We start from the raw sequence: 14706 nt of genomic DNA on the forward strand, positions 1-14706 counted from the left end.
GGCCCGTTCCCGCATCGAGACTCTTCCGCAACGGTTTGGAGCGAGCGTTCACGGTGCCCCGCGCGTCACAGTCATGTGAACCGACGACGCGAGGGGGCCAGGATGCGGACCTGGAAAGTACGGCGGGGGCTGCTCGCCGCGGGCGTGGCGGGCGGGCTGTTGCTCACCGGGTGCAGTTCCGGCGGCCAGAACACGGACCGGGCCAGTGACAGGGGCAAGCGGGACGGCAGCGCGCCGCTGCCCGCGCCGGGCCCCGCGTCGCCGGGCAGCGGCGAAGCGGCCACCCCCGGCGAGCAACAGGACGGCAAGGAAAGGGACTTCGCGCCGCCCCCGGACTACCTCTCCACATTCGCCCTGGACGTGGACACCGCCTCGTACGGCTTCGCCCGCCGCACCCTCGCCGAAGGACGGCTCCCGGACCCGGCGACCGTACGCCCCGAGGAGTTCGTCAACAGCTTCCGCCAGGACTACCCGCGCCCCGACGGCGACGGCTTCTCGGTGAACGTGGACGGCGCCCGCACCGACGAGGACGACTGGTCCCTCATGCGGGTGGGGCTCGCCACCCGCGGCGACGACTCGGACGGTGAACGCCCGCCCGCCGCCCTCACCTTCGTGATCGACGTCTCCGGTTCGATGGCGGAGCCCGGCCGCCTCGACCTGGTCAAGGAGTCGCTCGGCATCATGACCGACAAGCTGCGCGACGACGACTCCGTCGCGCTCGTCACCTTCAGCGACAGCGCCGAGACGGTGCTGCCCATGACCCGCCTCGGCGACCACCGCGGCAAGGTGCACTCGGCCGTCGACGCCATGGAGCCGGCCCGGTCCACCAACCTGGAGGCGGGCATCCGCACGGGCTACGACACCGCGGTGGGCGGCCGGCACGACGGCGCCACCAACCGCGTCGTGCTCCTCTCCGACGCCCTCGCCAACACCGGTGAGACCAGCGCCGACGGCATCCTGGAGCGCATCTCCGACGCCCGCCGCGAACACGGCATCACCCTCTTCGGGGTCGGCGTCGGCAGCGACTACGGGGACGCCCTGATGGAACGCCTCGCCGACAAGGGCGACGGCCACACCACCTACGTGTCGGACAGCGAGGAGGCCCGCAAGGTCTTCTGCGAGCAGCTCCCGGCCAACATCGAACTGCGGGCCCGCGACGCGAAGGCGCAGGTCGCCTTCGACCCGCGGACCGTCAAACAGTTCCGGCTGATCGGCTACGACAACCGCGCGGTCGCCGACGACGACTTCCGCGACGACACGGTGGACGGCGGCGAGGTCGGGCCGGGACACACCGTGACGGCGCTGTATGCCGTACGGATGAGGCCCGGCGCGAGCGGGCACGTGGCGACGGCGAACGTCCGCTGGCTCGACCCCGACAGCCGTGCCCCGCACGAGAAGTCGAACCAGATCGAGTCCGGTGACCTGGACGGCGGGCTGGAGAACGCCGACGACGGCCTGCGCACCACGGCCGTCGCCGCGTACTTCGCTGACGCGCTGCGGCACGGGACCTCCACGCGGAACGCCCCCGAGCCGATGTCCACTTCCACCGGCTCCCGCTCCACCTCCTGGCAGCCCCTCCCCGGCGCGCCCTCGCTGTCCGAACTGGCAGGAACCGCCGACGAGTTGTCCTCGGACAGTGACGGCGACAAGGCCCTGCGCGACCTCGCCACCGCCGTCCGCCAGGCGGACCGGCTCACCGGCGGCACCGGGGACGACGGAGGCGGGGGAGAGGACGAGGGCGAGATCAGGACGGGCTGAGCGCCCTCAGCCGGTACGCGTACGTGTACGTGCGCCCCGAGTGCAGCAGATACGCGCCCAGTGGCGGCGCACCCCAGGAGTCGTTGCCGCCGACCCCCATCTGCCGGTGGTTGACCCCGAGCACCGTCTCGTCGCGCCGCTTCACCTCGTGCGGGTGCCGGGGCCCGTCCAGGTCGGCGGGCGAGTGGTGCAGCGCGCTGGTCTCAAGGAGCGGCTCGCCCTCTCCCGGGTCGGCGAGCACGGTCAGGCCGCCGCCCGAGCGGTCGGCGAGCGAGAAGCGCCGCACGTCCGTCATGTTGCCGGTCTGCTGCGGCCTGACGTACGGCGCGACCTGCTCGTCCACCGTGGAGCGGTAACGGCCCACGAACGCCGCCGACTTGCGGTCCTGGTAGTTCTCGTGCGGGCCGCGCCCGTACCAGTCGATCCTCTCGAACCCGGCGGGGACGGTGAGCAGGGCGCCCACCACGGGCAGGTCGGGCAGTCCCGACGCCGCCTTCAGCGTGTGCCTGACCCGCACCTCGCCGTCGCCGCGCACCGTGAACACCGTGTGCCAGGACGACTCCTGCGGCGCGGTCGGCAGCGTGCAGCTCACCTCGATGGTGACCTCGCCGGGTGAGGGCTGCGCGGCCTCGACCTCCGTGACCTTCGCCTTGGCGCCCGCCTCGCGCCAAGTGGCCGCCTCCTCATGGAACTTGCGGCCGATGTCGTTGTCGGTGGGCCCGCGCCAGAAGTTGGGCACGGGCCCGCCCGCGAGCAGCGCCTTCCCCTTCACCTTGTACGAGGCGAGGGTTCCGGTCTCCTTGGACAGGACGACCTCGACGTCCCGACCGGTGACCTTCACCTCGGAGCCGCTCTCGGTGAGTTCGAGGGCGGGCAGGGTGCCGGGGGCCGGGGCGGCGGGTGCGGGTGCGTGCCAGTCCAGGGGGAGCTGCTCGGCGGCGACGGTGTGGCCCGCCGGGGCCCAGCGGGTCTTGTGGCGCAGGGCGAAGGCGACGTCGAGCCAGTACTCGGCGCCGGCTTCGAGGCTGCCGGGCTTCTTGTACGGGATGCGGACGGCCTTGGAGGCGCCGGGCTTCACATCGGGCGCCCGCAGTGTGCCGTGCTGGATCCGCTGGCCGTCGCGCGTCACGCTCCAGCGCAGCTCGTACGCGTCCAGGCCGCTGAAGAGGTGCTTGTTGCGGACCTTGACGGTGCCCGCGCCGAGGTCGTCGGCGGTCACGGCCAGCGGCTGGTAGACCTTCTTGATCTCCATGAGGCCGGGGTGGGGCGCACGGGTCGACGCCACCAGGCCGTTGCAGCTGAAGTTGCCGTCCGTCGGATAGCCCTCGTGCCAGTCGCCGCCGTACGAGAGATAGCTGTGCCTGCGGTCGCCGGGGATGGGTCGGCGGATGTTCTGGTCGACCCAGTCCCAGACGAAGCCGCCGTGCAGATTGGGGTACTTCTCGAAGATCTCCCAGTACTCGGGGAGGTTGCCGTTGCTGTTGCCCATCGCGTGCGTGTACTCGCAGAGCATGAACGGCTTGGAGTTGCCGGACGCGCCGTACTTCTCGACGTCGGCGGGCTTCGTGTACATCTCGCTGTGCACGTCGGCGACGGAGTTCATGCCTTCGTAGTGCACGGGCCGTGAGCCGTCACGGCCGCGCACCCAGTCCGCCATCTTCTTGAAGTTGTCGCCGTTCCCGGCCTCGTTGCCCAGCGACCAGGCCACCACGCAGGCGTGGTTCTTGTCGCGCTCGACCATCGAGCGGATCCGGTCCACGCAGGCGTCGGTCCACTCGGGCAGCGAGGCGGGCAGCCGGTCGCGCACCCCGTGCGTCTCCAGGTTGGTCTCGTCGATGGCGTACAGGCCGTACTCGTCGCACAGCTCCAGCCAGCGCGGATGGTTGGGGTAGTGCGAGGTCCGGACGGCGTTGATGTTGTGCCGCTTCATGAGCAGCACGTCCTCGACCATCACCGACTCCGGTACGGCCTGCCCGTGCTCGGGGGTCGACTCGTGCCGGTTGGTGCCGTGGAACATGACGTGCTTGCCGTTGACCGTCCACTTGCCGGGACCGAAGTCGACCTGGCGGAAGCCGATGCGGGTCCGCTGGATGTCGGTCGTGCGGCCCTTGGTGTCGGTGAGGGTGACGACGAGGGTGTAGAGATTCGGGTCCTCGGCTGACCAGAGAGCGGGAGCCCTGACGTCGGCCTTGAGGGTGAGCGGCTTGTCGAAGTCGGGCTCGCCGCTCAGTTTCGTGCCCGGCACGGGGCGGCCGTCGGCGTCGTACAGCCGGGCCGTGACGCGATGGCCGCCCGCGCGCGCCTCGCCGGTCCGGTCGCGTACGACGGTGGTGACGGACAGTGTCGCGTCGCGGAACGCCGAGTCCAGGTCCGTCCGTACGAAGACGTCGTGCACATGCACGAGGGGGATCGCGTACAGATACACGTCCCGGAAGATCCCGGACAGGTCGATCATGTCCTGGTCCTCCAGCCAGCTGCCGTCGGACCAGCGGTAGACCTCCACCGAGAGGGAGTTGGCGCCGGGCCGCAGATACGGGCTGATGTCGAACTCGGCCGGGGTGTAGCTGTCCTCGCTGTAGCCGACCTTCTTGCCGTTGACCCAGACGAAGAAGGCCGACTTCACACCCTGGAAGGAGATCAGGGTGCGCCGCCCGGACCAGTCGTCGGGGACGGTGAAGGTGCGGCGGTAGGAGCCGACGGGGTTGAAGTCCTTGGGCACGTCGGGGAAGTCGGGCTTCTCGTAGCCCTCCCACGGATACCTGATGTTGAGGTAGATCGGCTCGGGATAGCCCTCGATCTCCCAGTTGGAGGGCACGGGGATGTGGTCCCAGCCGCTGACGTCGTAGTCGTCGGCCTCGAAGCCGGTGGGGCGCTGCTCCGGGTTCCTCGACCAGTGGAAGCGCCAACTCCCGTTCAGGGAGCGGTAGTACGGCGACTTGGTGAGCTCCCCGCGCAGGGCGTCCGCGGTGGAGGCGTACGGGACGAGTCTGGGCCTCGCCGCTTCTCTGTTGACCTGGAAGACGCGCGGATCGGCGTTCCACTCGGGGGTGTCCGCCGCCTTCGCCTCCGCCGCGAAGGCCTGTTTCTGCGCCGAGAAGGCGGCCCAGCCCGCGAGGGCGGTACCGGTGGCGAGGAAGGACCGGCGGCTCGGCAGATGTGCGCCCATGCTGCAACTCCGAACGTAAGGCAACAAGAACCGCCAGCATCAGACGTGTTCGCTCAACATTCAAGACCCGAGCGGGCGGTGGAATCGGACGTTCGACGGGCCGCACAGGACCGGCGTGATCCGGCCGCCGCCCGGCCTCTCCGAGGACCTTCTAGCGGCCGCAGAGCTGCCGTTCGGCCCGCACCGGGTCGTTGGGGAAGCGGAAGGAGGTGCGCTCCCAGGAGCCGGTGATGTTGTGCAGGAACCTGCCCGGCGTCAGGGGATCCCGCGTCGCCGCCCGCAGCTCGGCCAGCGGACCGCAGTCGAGCGCCCGCCGGGCCGCGGCGACCCCCGCCGGGTCGAGGCCCTCGGGAAGGGGGCCGCGGCCACGGTCGGCGAAGATCCAGGTGTCCGGGAGCCGCTTGTCGTGGCCCACCCTGCCGTCGATGCGCTCGGAGTGCGCGGCCAGCGGATAGGCGAGCCCGATCGGGTCGAGCGCGGCGCCGTCCAGCGGGACCACCGTGCCGCTGAAGCCCAGTGTGCTGTAGACGCCCGTGACGACGGGGGAGTTGGCGCCGGCGGGAGTCCTGGCGAGAAACAGGCTGGGCGTGCCCTCGCGGCTGGCCTCGCGTACGAGACGTGCGTACGCGACGTTGCCCGGATAGCCCGCGAAGTCGTGGTGCAGGGGATGGGCCGCCGCGTTCTGCTGGACGTACACCCCGCGCTCGTCCGCCACCCCGGCGGGCCCGATCCGCCCCTCGTACGGAATCCGCAGCAGGCTCGCGCAGACCACGGCCCAGATCCCGACGCCCACGGCCGCGATGGTCCACGCGCGCGTGAGGGGCACCAGGAAGACCGGCAGGAGCATCAGGAGCAGGCCCGGCAGGAACATCCGGCCGTGCATGAAGTCGCCGCCCACCTTGATGACGTAGGCCCAGCAGAGGAGCCCCGCGACGACGGGCGCCAGCGCCGGGACGAGGGAAGCGGCGTCGCGCCGGACCGTCCTCGCGGGCAACAGGGCCGCGAGCAGGAACAGCCCGGGCACCCACAGCAGATAGGGGTCGGCGAAGTCCGCGAGGTAGTCGAAGCCGCGCCCCCACAGGCTCTGCGAGGCCTCCTTCGTCACACCGGGCAGCGGCATCAGCTGCCCGTAGTACCCGACCCGGAAGATCTCGTACGCGACCGGCAGTGCGAGGGCGGCTCCGAGGCCGCCGAGCGCGGCCCGCCGCGAGGGCCGCGCCAGCAGCCACTGCGCGCCGAGGAAGACGGCGGACACGAGCGCCAGGTCGGGCCGTACGAGCGGGCCGAGCCCGAGGACCACGCACGTGACGGGCGAGTGCGCCCGCGTCACCAGCAGCAGCCAGGCCCCCGCGATCCAGCAGGTGGCGAGGCCGGTCTCCAGGCCGGAGGTGGCGAAGTCCCAGACCGGCGGCAGGGCGAGCAGGACGAGGCAGCCGAGGGGGAGGGCCGCCCTGTCCGCGTACAGCCGCATCGCCCCGAGCGAGGCGAACGCGAACCCGGCGGCGGTCAGCAGCAGCCCGCCGTACATCGCGGCCCTCGCGATGTCGAGCCCCGGCAGCCCCGCGAGCACCAGGAGCCACTGCCAGAGGGTGCCGGTGGAGGACTCGGCGCGCTCGCCCGCGTTGAAGACGGGGCCGTTGCCGGCCAGGATCTGCCGGACCGTGCGGACGTAGATGTGCCCGTCGTCGGACATCCAGCGCCGCTGGAACCCGGCGAACGCGATGAGACAGGCAGGCAGCAGGCAGAGGACGCCGCGCCGGAGCCTGTGCCCGACGCCGCGCCGGCTGTTGATCAGCCCGAGGACGGCGTCGGGCTCACGGAAGGAGAGGTGCGTCGACGTCATGATCTTTTCATCGGCGCCGGTCAGGCATGGCTTGAGAGGGGGCCTTCCTGGGCCGGGGCCGCACCTCGGTCGCCGGGCGTGCCGGATCCCCCACCCGGCATCCCCTCAGCGGATCTGCCGCCCCGAAATCGCGCGGGCGATCACCAGGCGCTGGATCTCGCTCGTCCCCTCGAAGATCGTGTAGATCTTCGCGTCCCGGTACATCCGCTCCACCGGATGCTCCCTGCTGTACCCCGCGCCCCCGAGCACCTGCACCGCCTTCTCCGTGGCCGCCACAGCCAGCTCCCCGGCGCGCAGCTTGGACATCGAGCCCTGCCCCGCGTCGAACGCCTTGTCGTTCCGCGCCATCCACGACGCCTGCCAGATCAGCAGCCGCACGGCCTCGATCTCGGTCCGCAGATCGGCGAGCGCGAAGGCGATGGACTGGTTCTCGATGATGGGGCGGCCGAAGGCGACCCGGGAGCCCGCGTAGTCCAGCGCGTACTCGTACGCGGCCCGCGCGATGCCGAGCGCCTGGGCGCCCACCGTCGGGCGGCTCACCTCGAAGGTCGCCATGGCGGCCTGTCCGCGGCCCCCGGAGCCCGCCCTGTTCCCTTCGCGGGCCCGCGCGAGCCGGGCGTCGAGGCGCTCCTTGCCGCCGAGCAGACAGTGCCCCGGCACGCGTACGTCGTCCAGGAACACGTCCGCGGTGTGCGAGGCCCGAAGCCCCAGCTTCTTTATCTTCCTGGCGCCTTCGAGGCCCTGCGTGCCGGGCGGCACGATGAACGCCGCCTGCCCTCGCGACCCCAGCGCCGGATCGACCGACGCGACCACCACATGGACGTTGGCTATGCCGCCGTTCGTGATCCAGGCCTTCTGGCCCGAAAGGGTCCACTCGTCGCGTGCCTCGTCGTACGTCGCGCGCGTGCGCATCGCCGACACGTCCGAGCCCGCCTCGGGCTCGGAGACGCAGAACGCCGCGACCTTGGGGTCGTCCTCGTCGCCGAAGCACTGCGGCACCCACTCGGCGAGTTGGTCGGGCGTGCCCGCGGAGAAGATCCCGGCCACCGCGAGCGAGGTGCCGAACAGGGCCATCCCGATGCCCGCGTCGCCCCAGAACAGCTCCTCGTTGGCGATCTGCAGCGAGAGACCGCTGGGGTCGCCGAACAGCTCGGCCAGGGACTCGAACCCGTACAGGCCGATCTTCGCGGCCTCCTGGATGACGGGCCAGGGAGTCTCCTCGCGCTCGTCCCACTCGGCGGCTGCCGGCCGCACCACGTCGGCGGCGAAGCCGTGCACCCAACCGCGCAGGTCGCGCTGTTCCTCGGTCAGTTCGAGCGAGAAGGCCATGGTGTGTTCCCTTCCTGGAGTCGGTGGAAGTCCGTGTGCCGGGTCAGGCCTTCGGGATGTCGAAGTAGCGGGTCAGACCGGCGGCGAACGCCACGTCGCCCACGATCTTGAGCTTGCGCATCATGAACATCGTCACGGGGCTCGCGTTGCCGGAGACCAGCTTGAGGAACTCGGCGTCGGCCATGACGAGCGTGACGCGTGGCTCGGCCTCGGAGCGGCCCTCGCGGACCGTGCAGGTGCCCTGTGAGATCTCCGTCTCGTGGACCGCCTCCTCGACCCCGGTGATCTTCCAGCGGATCAGTGCCTCGACGCTGCCCGCGGCCTCCGGCTTGAACTGCCGCCCCATGCGCCCGAACACCTCCTGGAGGACACGGGCGCGCAGCTCGGCGTCCTGGGCGATCTCGGTGATCTCCTTGCCGGAGAGCCCCTTCACGATCTTCGCGAACTCCTCGGGCGTGACGCTCGCGAAGTCAAGGCCGGCCAGGCCCTCGGCGCCGCCGATGCCGTCCGTCATGGCGATCTCCTTACTCAAGAGTAAACTTACTAAGGGGTAAGGTAGCCCCGAGTCTGGGAGGCTGCAAGGGTGACGGTCAACGGGAGAACTGAGGGACGGCGTAAGCGCGTTCCGCGCCAGGAACGCGAGCAGCAGATCATCGATGTGGCGGTGACGGTCTTCGCCAAGCGCGGCTATCACGCCGCGTCCGTGGACGAGATCGCCGAACTGGCCGGAATCTCCAAGCCGATGGTCTATCTCTATCTCGACTCCAAGGAGGGGCTCTTCCTCGCCTGCCTGCGGCGCGAGGCGGACCGCCTGGTCGCCGCCTTCCAGGACGCGGCGCGGGCCGGCGGCGGGGCACCCGAACTGCGCCTGCATGCGGGCCTCTCGGCGTTCTTCGCCTTCGTCGCCGAGCACCGCGACAGCTGGATCGTCCTGCACCGCCAGGCCTCGGAGCTGAGCGAGGCGATCGCCACCGCGGTCGCCGACGCGCGCCGGGCGGTGATGGCGCAGGTCGCGGGCCTGGTCCGGGACGGCATCGAGGAGAGCCCCGGAGGCTCGCAACTGGACGACGAGGACGCGGACTTCGTCGCCCACGCGCTGGTCGGCGCGGCGGACTCGCTCACCGACTGGATGGGCGGCCACCCGGGCCAGTCGCCGGAGGGGGTCACCCTGCGGCTGATGAACATGGTGTGGGTGGGGATGGGGCGCGTGCTCGAGGGGGAGGTCTGGGTGCCGGGGGAGGGGACTGCGTGAGGCTCCTCGCCGGGTCTGCCCCGGGCTCGGCGTTGTGAGCGCTTTGTCACCGGCGTGACGGCCGCCCGGTGGTGTTTTCTCCGCGCCACCCCATTGAACTTTCCCTACGCTTGAGTAAGTTGACCTCCCAGTAAGTACGCACCGCATCACCTCTGTATGACCTCTGCATGACTCTGCACGTCAGCTGGTAGCCGGGAGCCGGGAGCCGTCATGGGCGTACGCAAGGATCTGAAACGGGCGCAACGCCACAGCGAGCTGGCGGACCGTGCCGCGGTGGACATCGTCCGGGACGAGCACGGAACCGTCCGCGAGGCGCGTACCGCCCCGCTCGCGGCGAAGGCCACCACGGGCAGCACCGCCGACATCCCCTTCACCAATGCCGCCGAGGCGCCCGGCGCGGTCGTCCTGCGCCGCAAACAGGACGGCCAGTGGCGGCCGGTCACCGCGGCGGCCTTCGCGCGCGAAGTCACCGCCACCGCCAAGGGGTTGATCGCCGCCGGGCTCCAGCCGGGCGGCCGGGTCGCGCTGATGTCCCGTACGCGGTACGAGTGGGCCGTACTGGACTTCGCGATCTGGGCGGCGGGCGGCCAGACCGTGCCGGTGTACGCGACATCGGCGGCGGACCAGATCGAGTGGATCGTGCGGGACTCCGGCGCGACCCTGCTGATCGCGGAGACGGCGGAGAACGTCGCGACGGCCGAGGCGGCGGCCCGGGGCCTCGCCGAGCCGCCGCGCGTCCGCTGCGTCGACGAAGGCGCGCTGATCGACCTGGCGGCCGAGGGCGTGGAGTTGTCAGACGAGGAGGTGACCAAGCGGAGGGCCGCCCTCACTCCGGACTCCGTCGCCACCATCTGCTACACCTCGGGCACGACCGGCAAGCCCAAGGGCTGCGTCCTCACCCACGGCAATCTGCACGCCGAGGCCGCGAACACGGTCGACCTGCTGCACCCCATCTTCAAGGAGATCACCGGCCAGGTCGCCTCCACGCTCCTCTTCCTGCCGCTCGCCCACATCCTGGGCCGCACCATCCAGATCGCCTGCATGCTCGCCCGCATCGAACTCGGCCACTGCCCGAGCATCAAGCCGGACGAACTCCGGCCCGAACTGCGCTCGTTCAGGCCGACGTTCGTCGTCGGCGTCCCGTACCTCTTCGAGAAGATCCACGACACGGGCCGCGCGACCGCGGAGAAGATCGGGCGCGGCGCGTCCTTCGACCGCGCCGAGGGGATCGCGGTGCGGTTCGGAGAGGCGTACCTGAACAAGTTCCTCGACAAGCGCGGACCCGGCCCGTCGTTCGGGCTCCACCTCGGCTGGGCGCTGTACGAACTGCTCGTCTACCGCCGCATCCGCAAGGAGGTCGGCGGCAGGCTGCGCTACGCGATCAGCGGCGGCTCGCCCCTCGACCGGCGCCTCAACCTCTTCTTCTACGCCGCCGGGATCATCATCTACGAGGGGTACGGCCTGACGGAGACCACGGCCGCCGCCACCATCACACCGCCGCTGAAGCCGCGCCCCGGCACGGTGGGGACGCCGGTGCCGGGCACGTCCATACGCATCGCGGACGACGGCGAGGTGCTCGTCAAGGGCGGCATCGTCTTCGGCTCGTACTGGAACAATCCGGCGGCGACGGATGCCGTGCTGCGGGACGAGTGGTTCGCCACCGGTGACCTGGGGGCGCTGGACGGCGACGGCTATCTGACGATCACCGGGCGCAAGAAGGACATCATCGTCACGTCCGGGGGCAAGAACGTCTCCCCGGCGGTCCTGGAGGACCGGCTGCGCAGCCGGGCGCCGGTCGGGCAGTGCATCGTCGTCGGCGACAACCGTTCGTACGTGGCGGCGCTCATCACGCTGGACCCGGAGGCCGTCGAGCACTGGCTCGCCGTGCGCAAACGCCCGAAGGACACCCCGCTCGCCGAACTGTGCCGTGACCCGAAGATGATCGCGGAGATCCAGAAGGCCGTGGACTACGCCAACAAGGCGGTCTCGCGAGCGGAGTCCATCCGTAGATTCTCCCTGGTCGAGGGCGAGTTCACCGAGGACAACGGACTGCTCACGCCCTCCCTGAAGATCAAGAGGCACGCGGTGACGGCGGCGTACGAGGCAGAGATCGAGGCGCTCTACGGGGAGTCCGCACGGTGAGCGGGAACGACGGGGCGTACGACTTCGACGTGCTGGTGGTCGGCTCCGGGTTCGGCGGGTCCGTGGCCGCCCTGCGCCTCACCGAGAAGGGCTACCGCGTCGGCGTCCTGGAGGCGGGTCGCCGCTTCACCCGCGCATCGCTGCCCAAGGACTCCTGGGACCTGAGGAACTACCTGTGGGCGCCCGCCCTGGGTCTCTACGGCATCCAGCGCATCCACCTCCTGCGCAACGTCATGGTCCTGGCGGGCGCCGGGGTGGGCGGCGGCTCGCTCAACTACGCGAACACCCTCTACGTACCGCCGCCGGCCTTCTTCCAGGACAAGCAGTGGGCGGGCATCACGGACTGGCAGGCGGAACTCGCCCCGTACTACGACCAGGCGCGGCGCATGCTCGGCGTACGCCAGAACCCGACCATGACCGAGGCGGACGAGCACCTGCGGGCGGCGGCGGACCGGATGGGGGCGGCGGACACCTTCCGGCTGACGCCCGTGGGGGTGTTCTTCGGCGACGGGGCGGACGCGGGTGGTGGCTCGGGTGGTGGCGGTGCCGGTGGCGCCACCAGCATCGTCCGTTCAACGGACGGGACGGGCGCGGAAGTTCCCGATCCGTACTTCGGCGGGGCGGGCCCTTCGAGGAGGGCCTGCACCGAGTGCGGATCATGCATGACGGGCTGCAAGGTCGGCGCCAAGAACACCCTCACCGAGAACTACCTCTACCTGGCCGAGCGGGCGGGCGCGGAGATCCGCGCGATGACGACGGTGGTGTCCGTCAAGGAGGAGGAGAGGGAGGAAGGGAAGGGGCAGGGCTTCGAGGTGGTCGTGGTTCCCACCGGCAGGCGCCGCCGGGGCCGCCGTACCGTCCTGCGCGCCCGCCATGTCGTCCTCGCGGCGGGGACGTACGGCACTCAGACCCTCCTGCACCGCATGAAGGACGAGGGAATTCTGCCGCGCCTGTCCGACCGCCTCGGCAGGCTCACCCGCACCAACTCCGAGGCGCTGGTGGGCGCGGTGACCTTCCCGCGCCGCTACCGCAAGAAGCACGGCGACGGCCGCCCCCTGGACTTCACGCGGGGCGTCGCCATCACGTCCTCCATCCACCCGAACCCCACCACCCACATCGAGAACGTTCGCTACGGCAAGGGTTCCAACCTGATGGCGCTGATCTGCGTCCCGCAGTACAGCCGCAACCTCCCCAAGCCGCTGGCCGCGGTGCTCGCCTTCCTCACCCACCCCGTACTCGTGGCGCGGGTCGCGTCGACGCACCGCTGGTCGGAGCGCACGATCATCGGCCTCGTCATGCAGACCCACGACAACTCCCTCACCACGCGCCTGGGACGCCGCCGCATGCTGACGGCCGAGCAGGGGCACGGCGCACCCAATCCCGTGCACATCGCGGAGGGCTGGGAGGCGGCGGGCCTGGTGGCCGAACGCATCAACGGATTCGCGGGCACGAACCTGGGTGAACTCCTCAACAAGCCGCTGACCGCACACTTCCTGGGTGGCTGCCCGATCGGCGCTTCACCGGACAGGGGAGTGATCGACCCCTATCACCGCCTTTACGGTCACCCGGGCATCTCGGTGGTGGACGGTTCGTCGGTCTCGGCGAACCTGGGCGTGAACCCGTCCCTCACCATCACGGCACAGGCCGAACGAGCCATGGCGTACTGGCCGAACAAGGGTGATCCGGACACTCGCCCGCAACAGGACATGAGGTACGCGCGCGTGCCGGCCGTCGCACCGCGGAACCCCACGGTGCCGAAGGGGTCGTACGGGGAGCTGCGCCTGCCGGAGTGAGGCCGGGGCGGCGCCGGAATGGGGGCCAGGGGGTGCCGGAGTGAGGCCGACGTTTGCAAAGTGAACCACTTCAGGACCCGGCACGTGATCACCAGTGACACATTTATGCCGCACCTCCTGAGGAACATTCATGACGCGCAGATGGCCGCTCATCACCACGATCGCCGTATTGACCGTCGCGCCGGCCTTCGTCAGCGTCCAACCAGATCTTCGAGGGGGACGCTGATGCGAGTCATCGGTTACTGGTTACTCCTCTCAGGCCGCTGCCGCCCGGGCCCGCCACGGAGAGGGCGGGACCGGGCGGCAGGGCGCGTCAGCCGACGGAGTTGGCCGTCTGGTCGTCGGTGTCGACGAACGCGTCGGCGACCTGCTTGATGAACTCGCTGACACCCTGCAGGCCCTCGATCGCCTTGGTGCTGGCCTCGTGGAGGCTCTGCTGCATCAGTTCCTTCTGGTTCTGGAGCCAGGTCGACGCCTCGTGCATCTCGTCGGGGCTGATCTTGATGTTGCCGCCGGCCATCTGGGTGCCTTCTCTCGTCTCGGTTCGCCGCGGTCACTGATCCGCGCACAACTGGCTGTACGGGGCATCCGGCGGGGCGGTTCATGCCTGTTGCGATACGGATGAATCGCACCCGAGGCGCGAACCAGATTTTTCTGAAGTCCGACAGTCTGCGGATGTCGAGAACGTGCCACCGGTTCCGTCCCAGGGACATCAGCGGCCACCACCGGCCGCGCGAGGAAGCATGAGGAAGAAGGAGAAACCAGCATGGCGATTCAGCGGATGGACAATGTCGGCATCGTCGTCGAGGACATGGATGCCGCCGTCGCGTTCTTCGTGGAACTCGGTATGGAGCTGGAGGGCAGGGCGGAGGTCGAGGGCCTCGTCGCCGACCAGTGCACCGGACTCGACGGCGTCCACTGTGACATCGCGATGGTCCGGACCCCGGACGGCCACAGCAGGCTCGAACTGGCGAAGTACCGCAGCCCCGCGGCCACCAGCGACGGACCGCGCAACCGGCCGCACAACATCCTGGGCACGCACCGCGTCATGTTCGCCGTCGACGACCTCAAGGACACCGTCGCCCGCCTGCGCCCGCACGGCGCCGAACTCCTCGGCGAGATCGCCCGCTACGAGGACAGCTACCTGCTCTGCTACGTCCGCGGCCCGGAGGGCATCATCATCGGCCTGGCCGAGCAACTGGGCTGAGACGGCTGACCGAGGGGCGGGTAGCGGGCGCTTACGCGCCCGCTACCCGCCCCTCGCTACGTTGCCCTGACCAGCAAAAAGGCCCTCCGGGGTGGAGGGCCGAACAAGGATGGACTGTGGCGCCCCCGGCAGGACTCGAACCTGCGGCCAAGCGCTTAGAAGGCGCCTGCTCTATCCACTGAGCTACGGGGGCCGGATGGTGGCCGGTGGCCTGGA

At 70.4% G+C, this 14706-nt stretch carries 10 protein-coding genes and 1 tRNA gene; 5 read left to right on the top strand and 6 right to left on the bottom strand.

What is annotated here, in order from left to right:
• The first annotated feature begins 102 nt into the window (after positions 1-102).
• Positions 103-1758 (top strand): von Willebrand factor type A domain-containing protein, encoded by a 1656-nt coding sequence (locus OG302_RS26865; protein WP_371529110.1) that lies wholly within the window; start codon positions 103-105, stop codon positions 1756-1758.
• On the opposite strand, the gene OG302_RS26870 is transcribed toward OG302_RS26865, so the two are convergent.
• The 4 genes from OG302_RS26870 to OG302_RS26885 form a co-directional block, all read right to left on the bottom strand.
• Complete coding sequence (locus OG302_RS26870) at positions 1745-4924, bottom strand: glycoside hydrolase family 2 TIM barrel-domain containing protein (RefSeq protein ID WP_371529111.1); 3180 nt, start codon at positions 4922-4924, stop codon at positions 1745-1747. The two genes, OG302_RS26865 and OG302_RS26870, sit on opposite strands and share 14 nt — an antisense overlap.
• 151 nt (positions 4925-5075) lie before the next feature.
• Complete coding sequence (locus OG302_RS26875; RefSeq protein ID WP_371529112.1) at positions 5076-6767, bottom strand: hypothetical protein; 1692 nt, start codon at positions 6765-6767, stop codon at positions 5076-5078.
• A gap of 105 nt (positions 6768-6872) precedes the next feature.
• Positions 6873-8096 (bottom strand): acyl-CoA dehydrogenase family protein, encoded by a 1224-nt coding sequence (locus tag OG302_RS26880; RefSeq protein WP_371529113.1) that lies wholly within the window; start codon positions 8094-8096, stop codon positions 6873-6875.
• A 43-nt stretch (positions 8097-8139) separates the two neighbouring features.
• A complete protein-coding gene (locus OG302_RS26885) occupies positions 8140-8610 on the bottom strand; it encodes an SCP2 sterol-binding domain-containing protein (RefSeq protein ID WP_371529114.1) in 471 nt (156 codons plus the stop codon).
• Positions 8611-8679: 69 nt separating this feature from the next.
• On the opposite strand from OG302_RS26885, the gene OG302_RS26890 reads away from it, so the two are divergent.
• The 3 genes from OG302_RS26890 (at position 8680) to OG302_RS26900 (ending at position 13283) form a co-directional block, all read left to right on the top strand.
• The gene (locus OG302_RS26890; protein ID WP_371529115.1) at positions 8680-9348 is read left to right on the top strand and encodes a TetR/AcrR family transcriptional regulator; all 669 of its coding nucleotides are present in this window, start codon (positions 8680-8682) and stop codon (positions 9346-9348) included.
• A 210-nt stretch (positions 9349-9558) separates the two neighbouring features.
• Positions 9559-11490, top strand: a complete 1932-nt coding sequence (locus OG302_RS26895; RefSeq protein WP_371529116.1) for a long-chain fatty acid--CoA ligase — start codon at positions 9559-9561, stop codon at positions 11488-11490.
• Complete coding sequence (locus tag OG302_RS26900; RefSeq protein ID WP_371529117.1) at positions 11487-13283, top strand: GMC oxidoreductase; 1797 nt, start codon at positions 11487-11489, stop codon at positions 13281-13283. Before OG302_RS26895 ends, OG302_RS26900 begins: the two co-directional genes overlap by 4 nt.
• Positions 13284-13596: 313 nt before the next feature.
• Here the strand turns inward: OG302_RS26900 and OG302_RS26905 are convergent, their stop codons facing one another.
• Entirely contained in the window at positions 13597-13803 is a 207-nt protein-coding gene (locus OG302_RS26905; RefSeq protein ID WP_371529118.1) for a hypothetical protein, read from the bottom strand.
• Positions 13804-14049: 246 nt separating this feature from the next.
• On the opposite strand from OG302_RS26905, the gene OG302_RS26910 reads away from it, so the two are divergent.
• Positions 14050-14490, top strand: coding sequence for a VOC family protein (locus OG302_RS26910; RefSeq protein WP_371529119.1), 441 nt, complete (start codon positions 14050-14052; stop codon positions 14488-14490).
• 117 nt (positions 14491-14607) lie between these two features.
• Here OG302_RS26910 and OG302_RS26915 read toward each other — a convergent pair.
• A tRNA-Arg gene (locus OG302_RS26915) sits at positions 14608-14683 on the bottom strand.
• Between the last annotated feature and the right edge of the window lie 23 nt (positions 14684-14706).

This window comes from Streptomyces sp. NBC_01283, from assembly GCF_041435335.1.
In the GTDB taxonomy this organism is placed as follows: Bacteria; Actinomycetota; Actinomycetes; order Streptomycetales; family Streptomycetaceae; genus Streptomyces.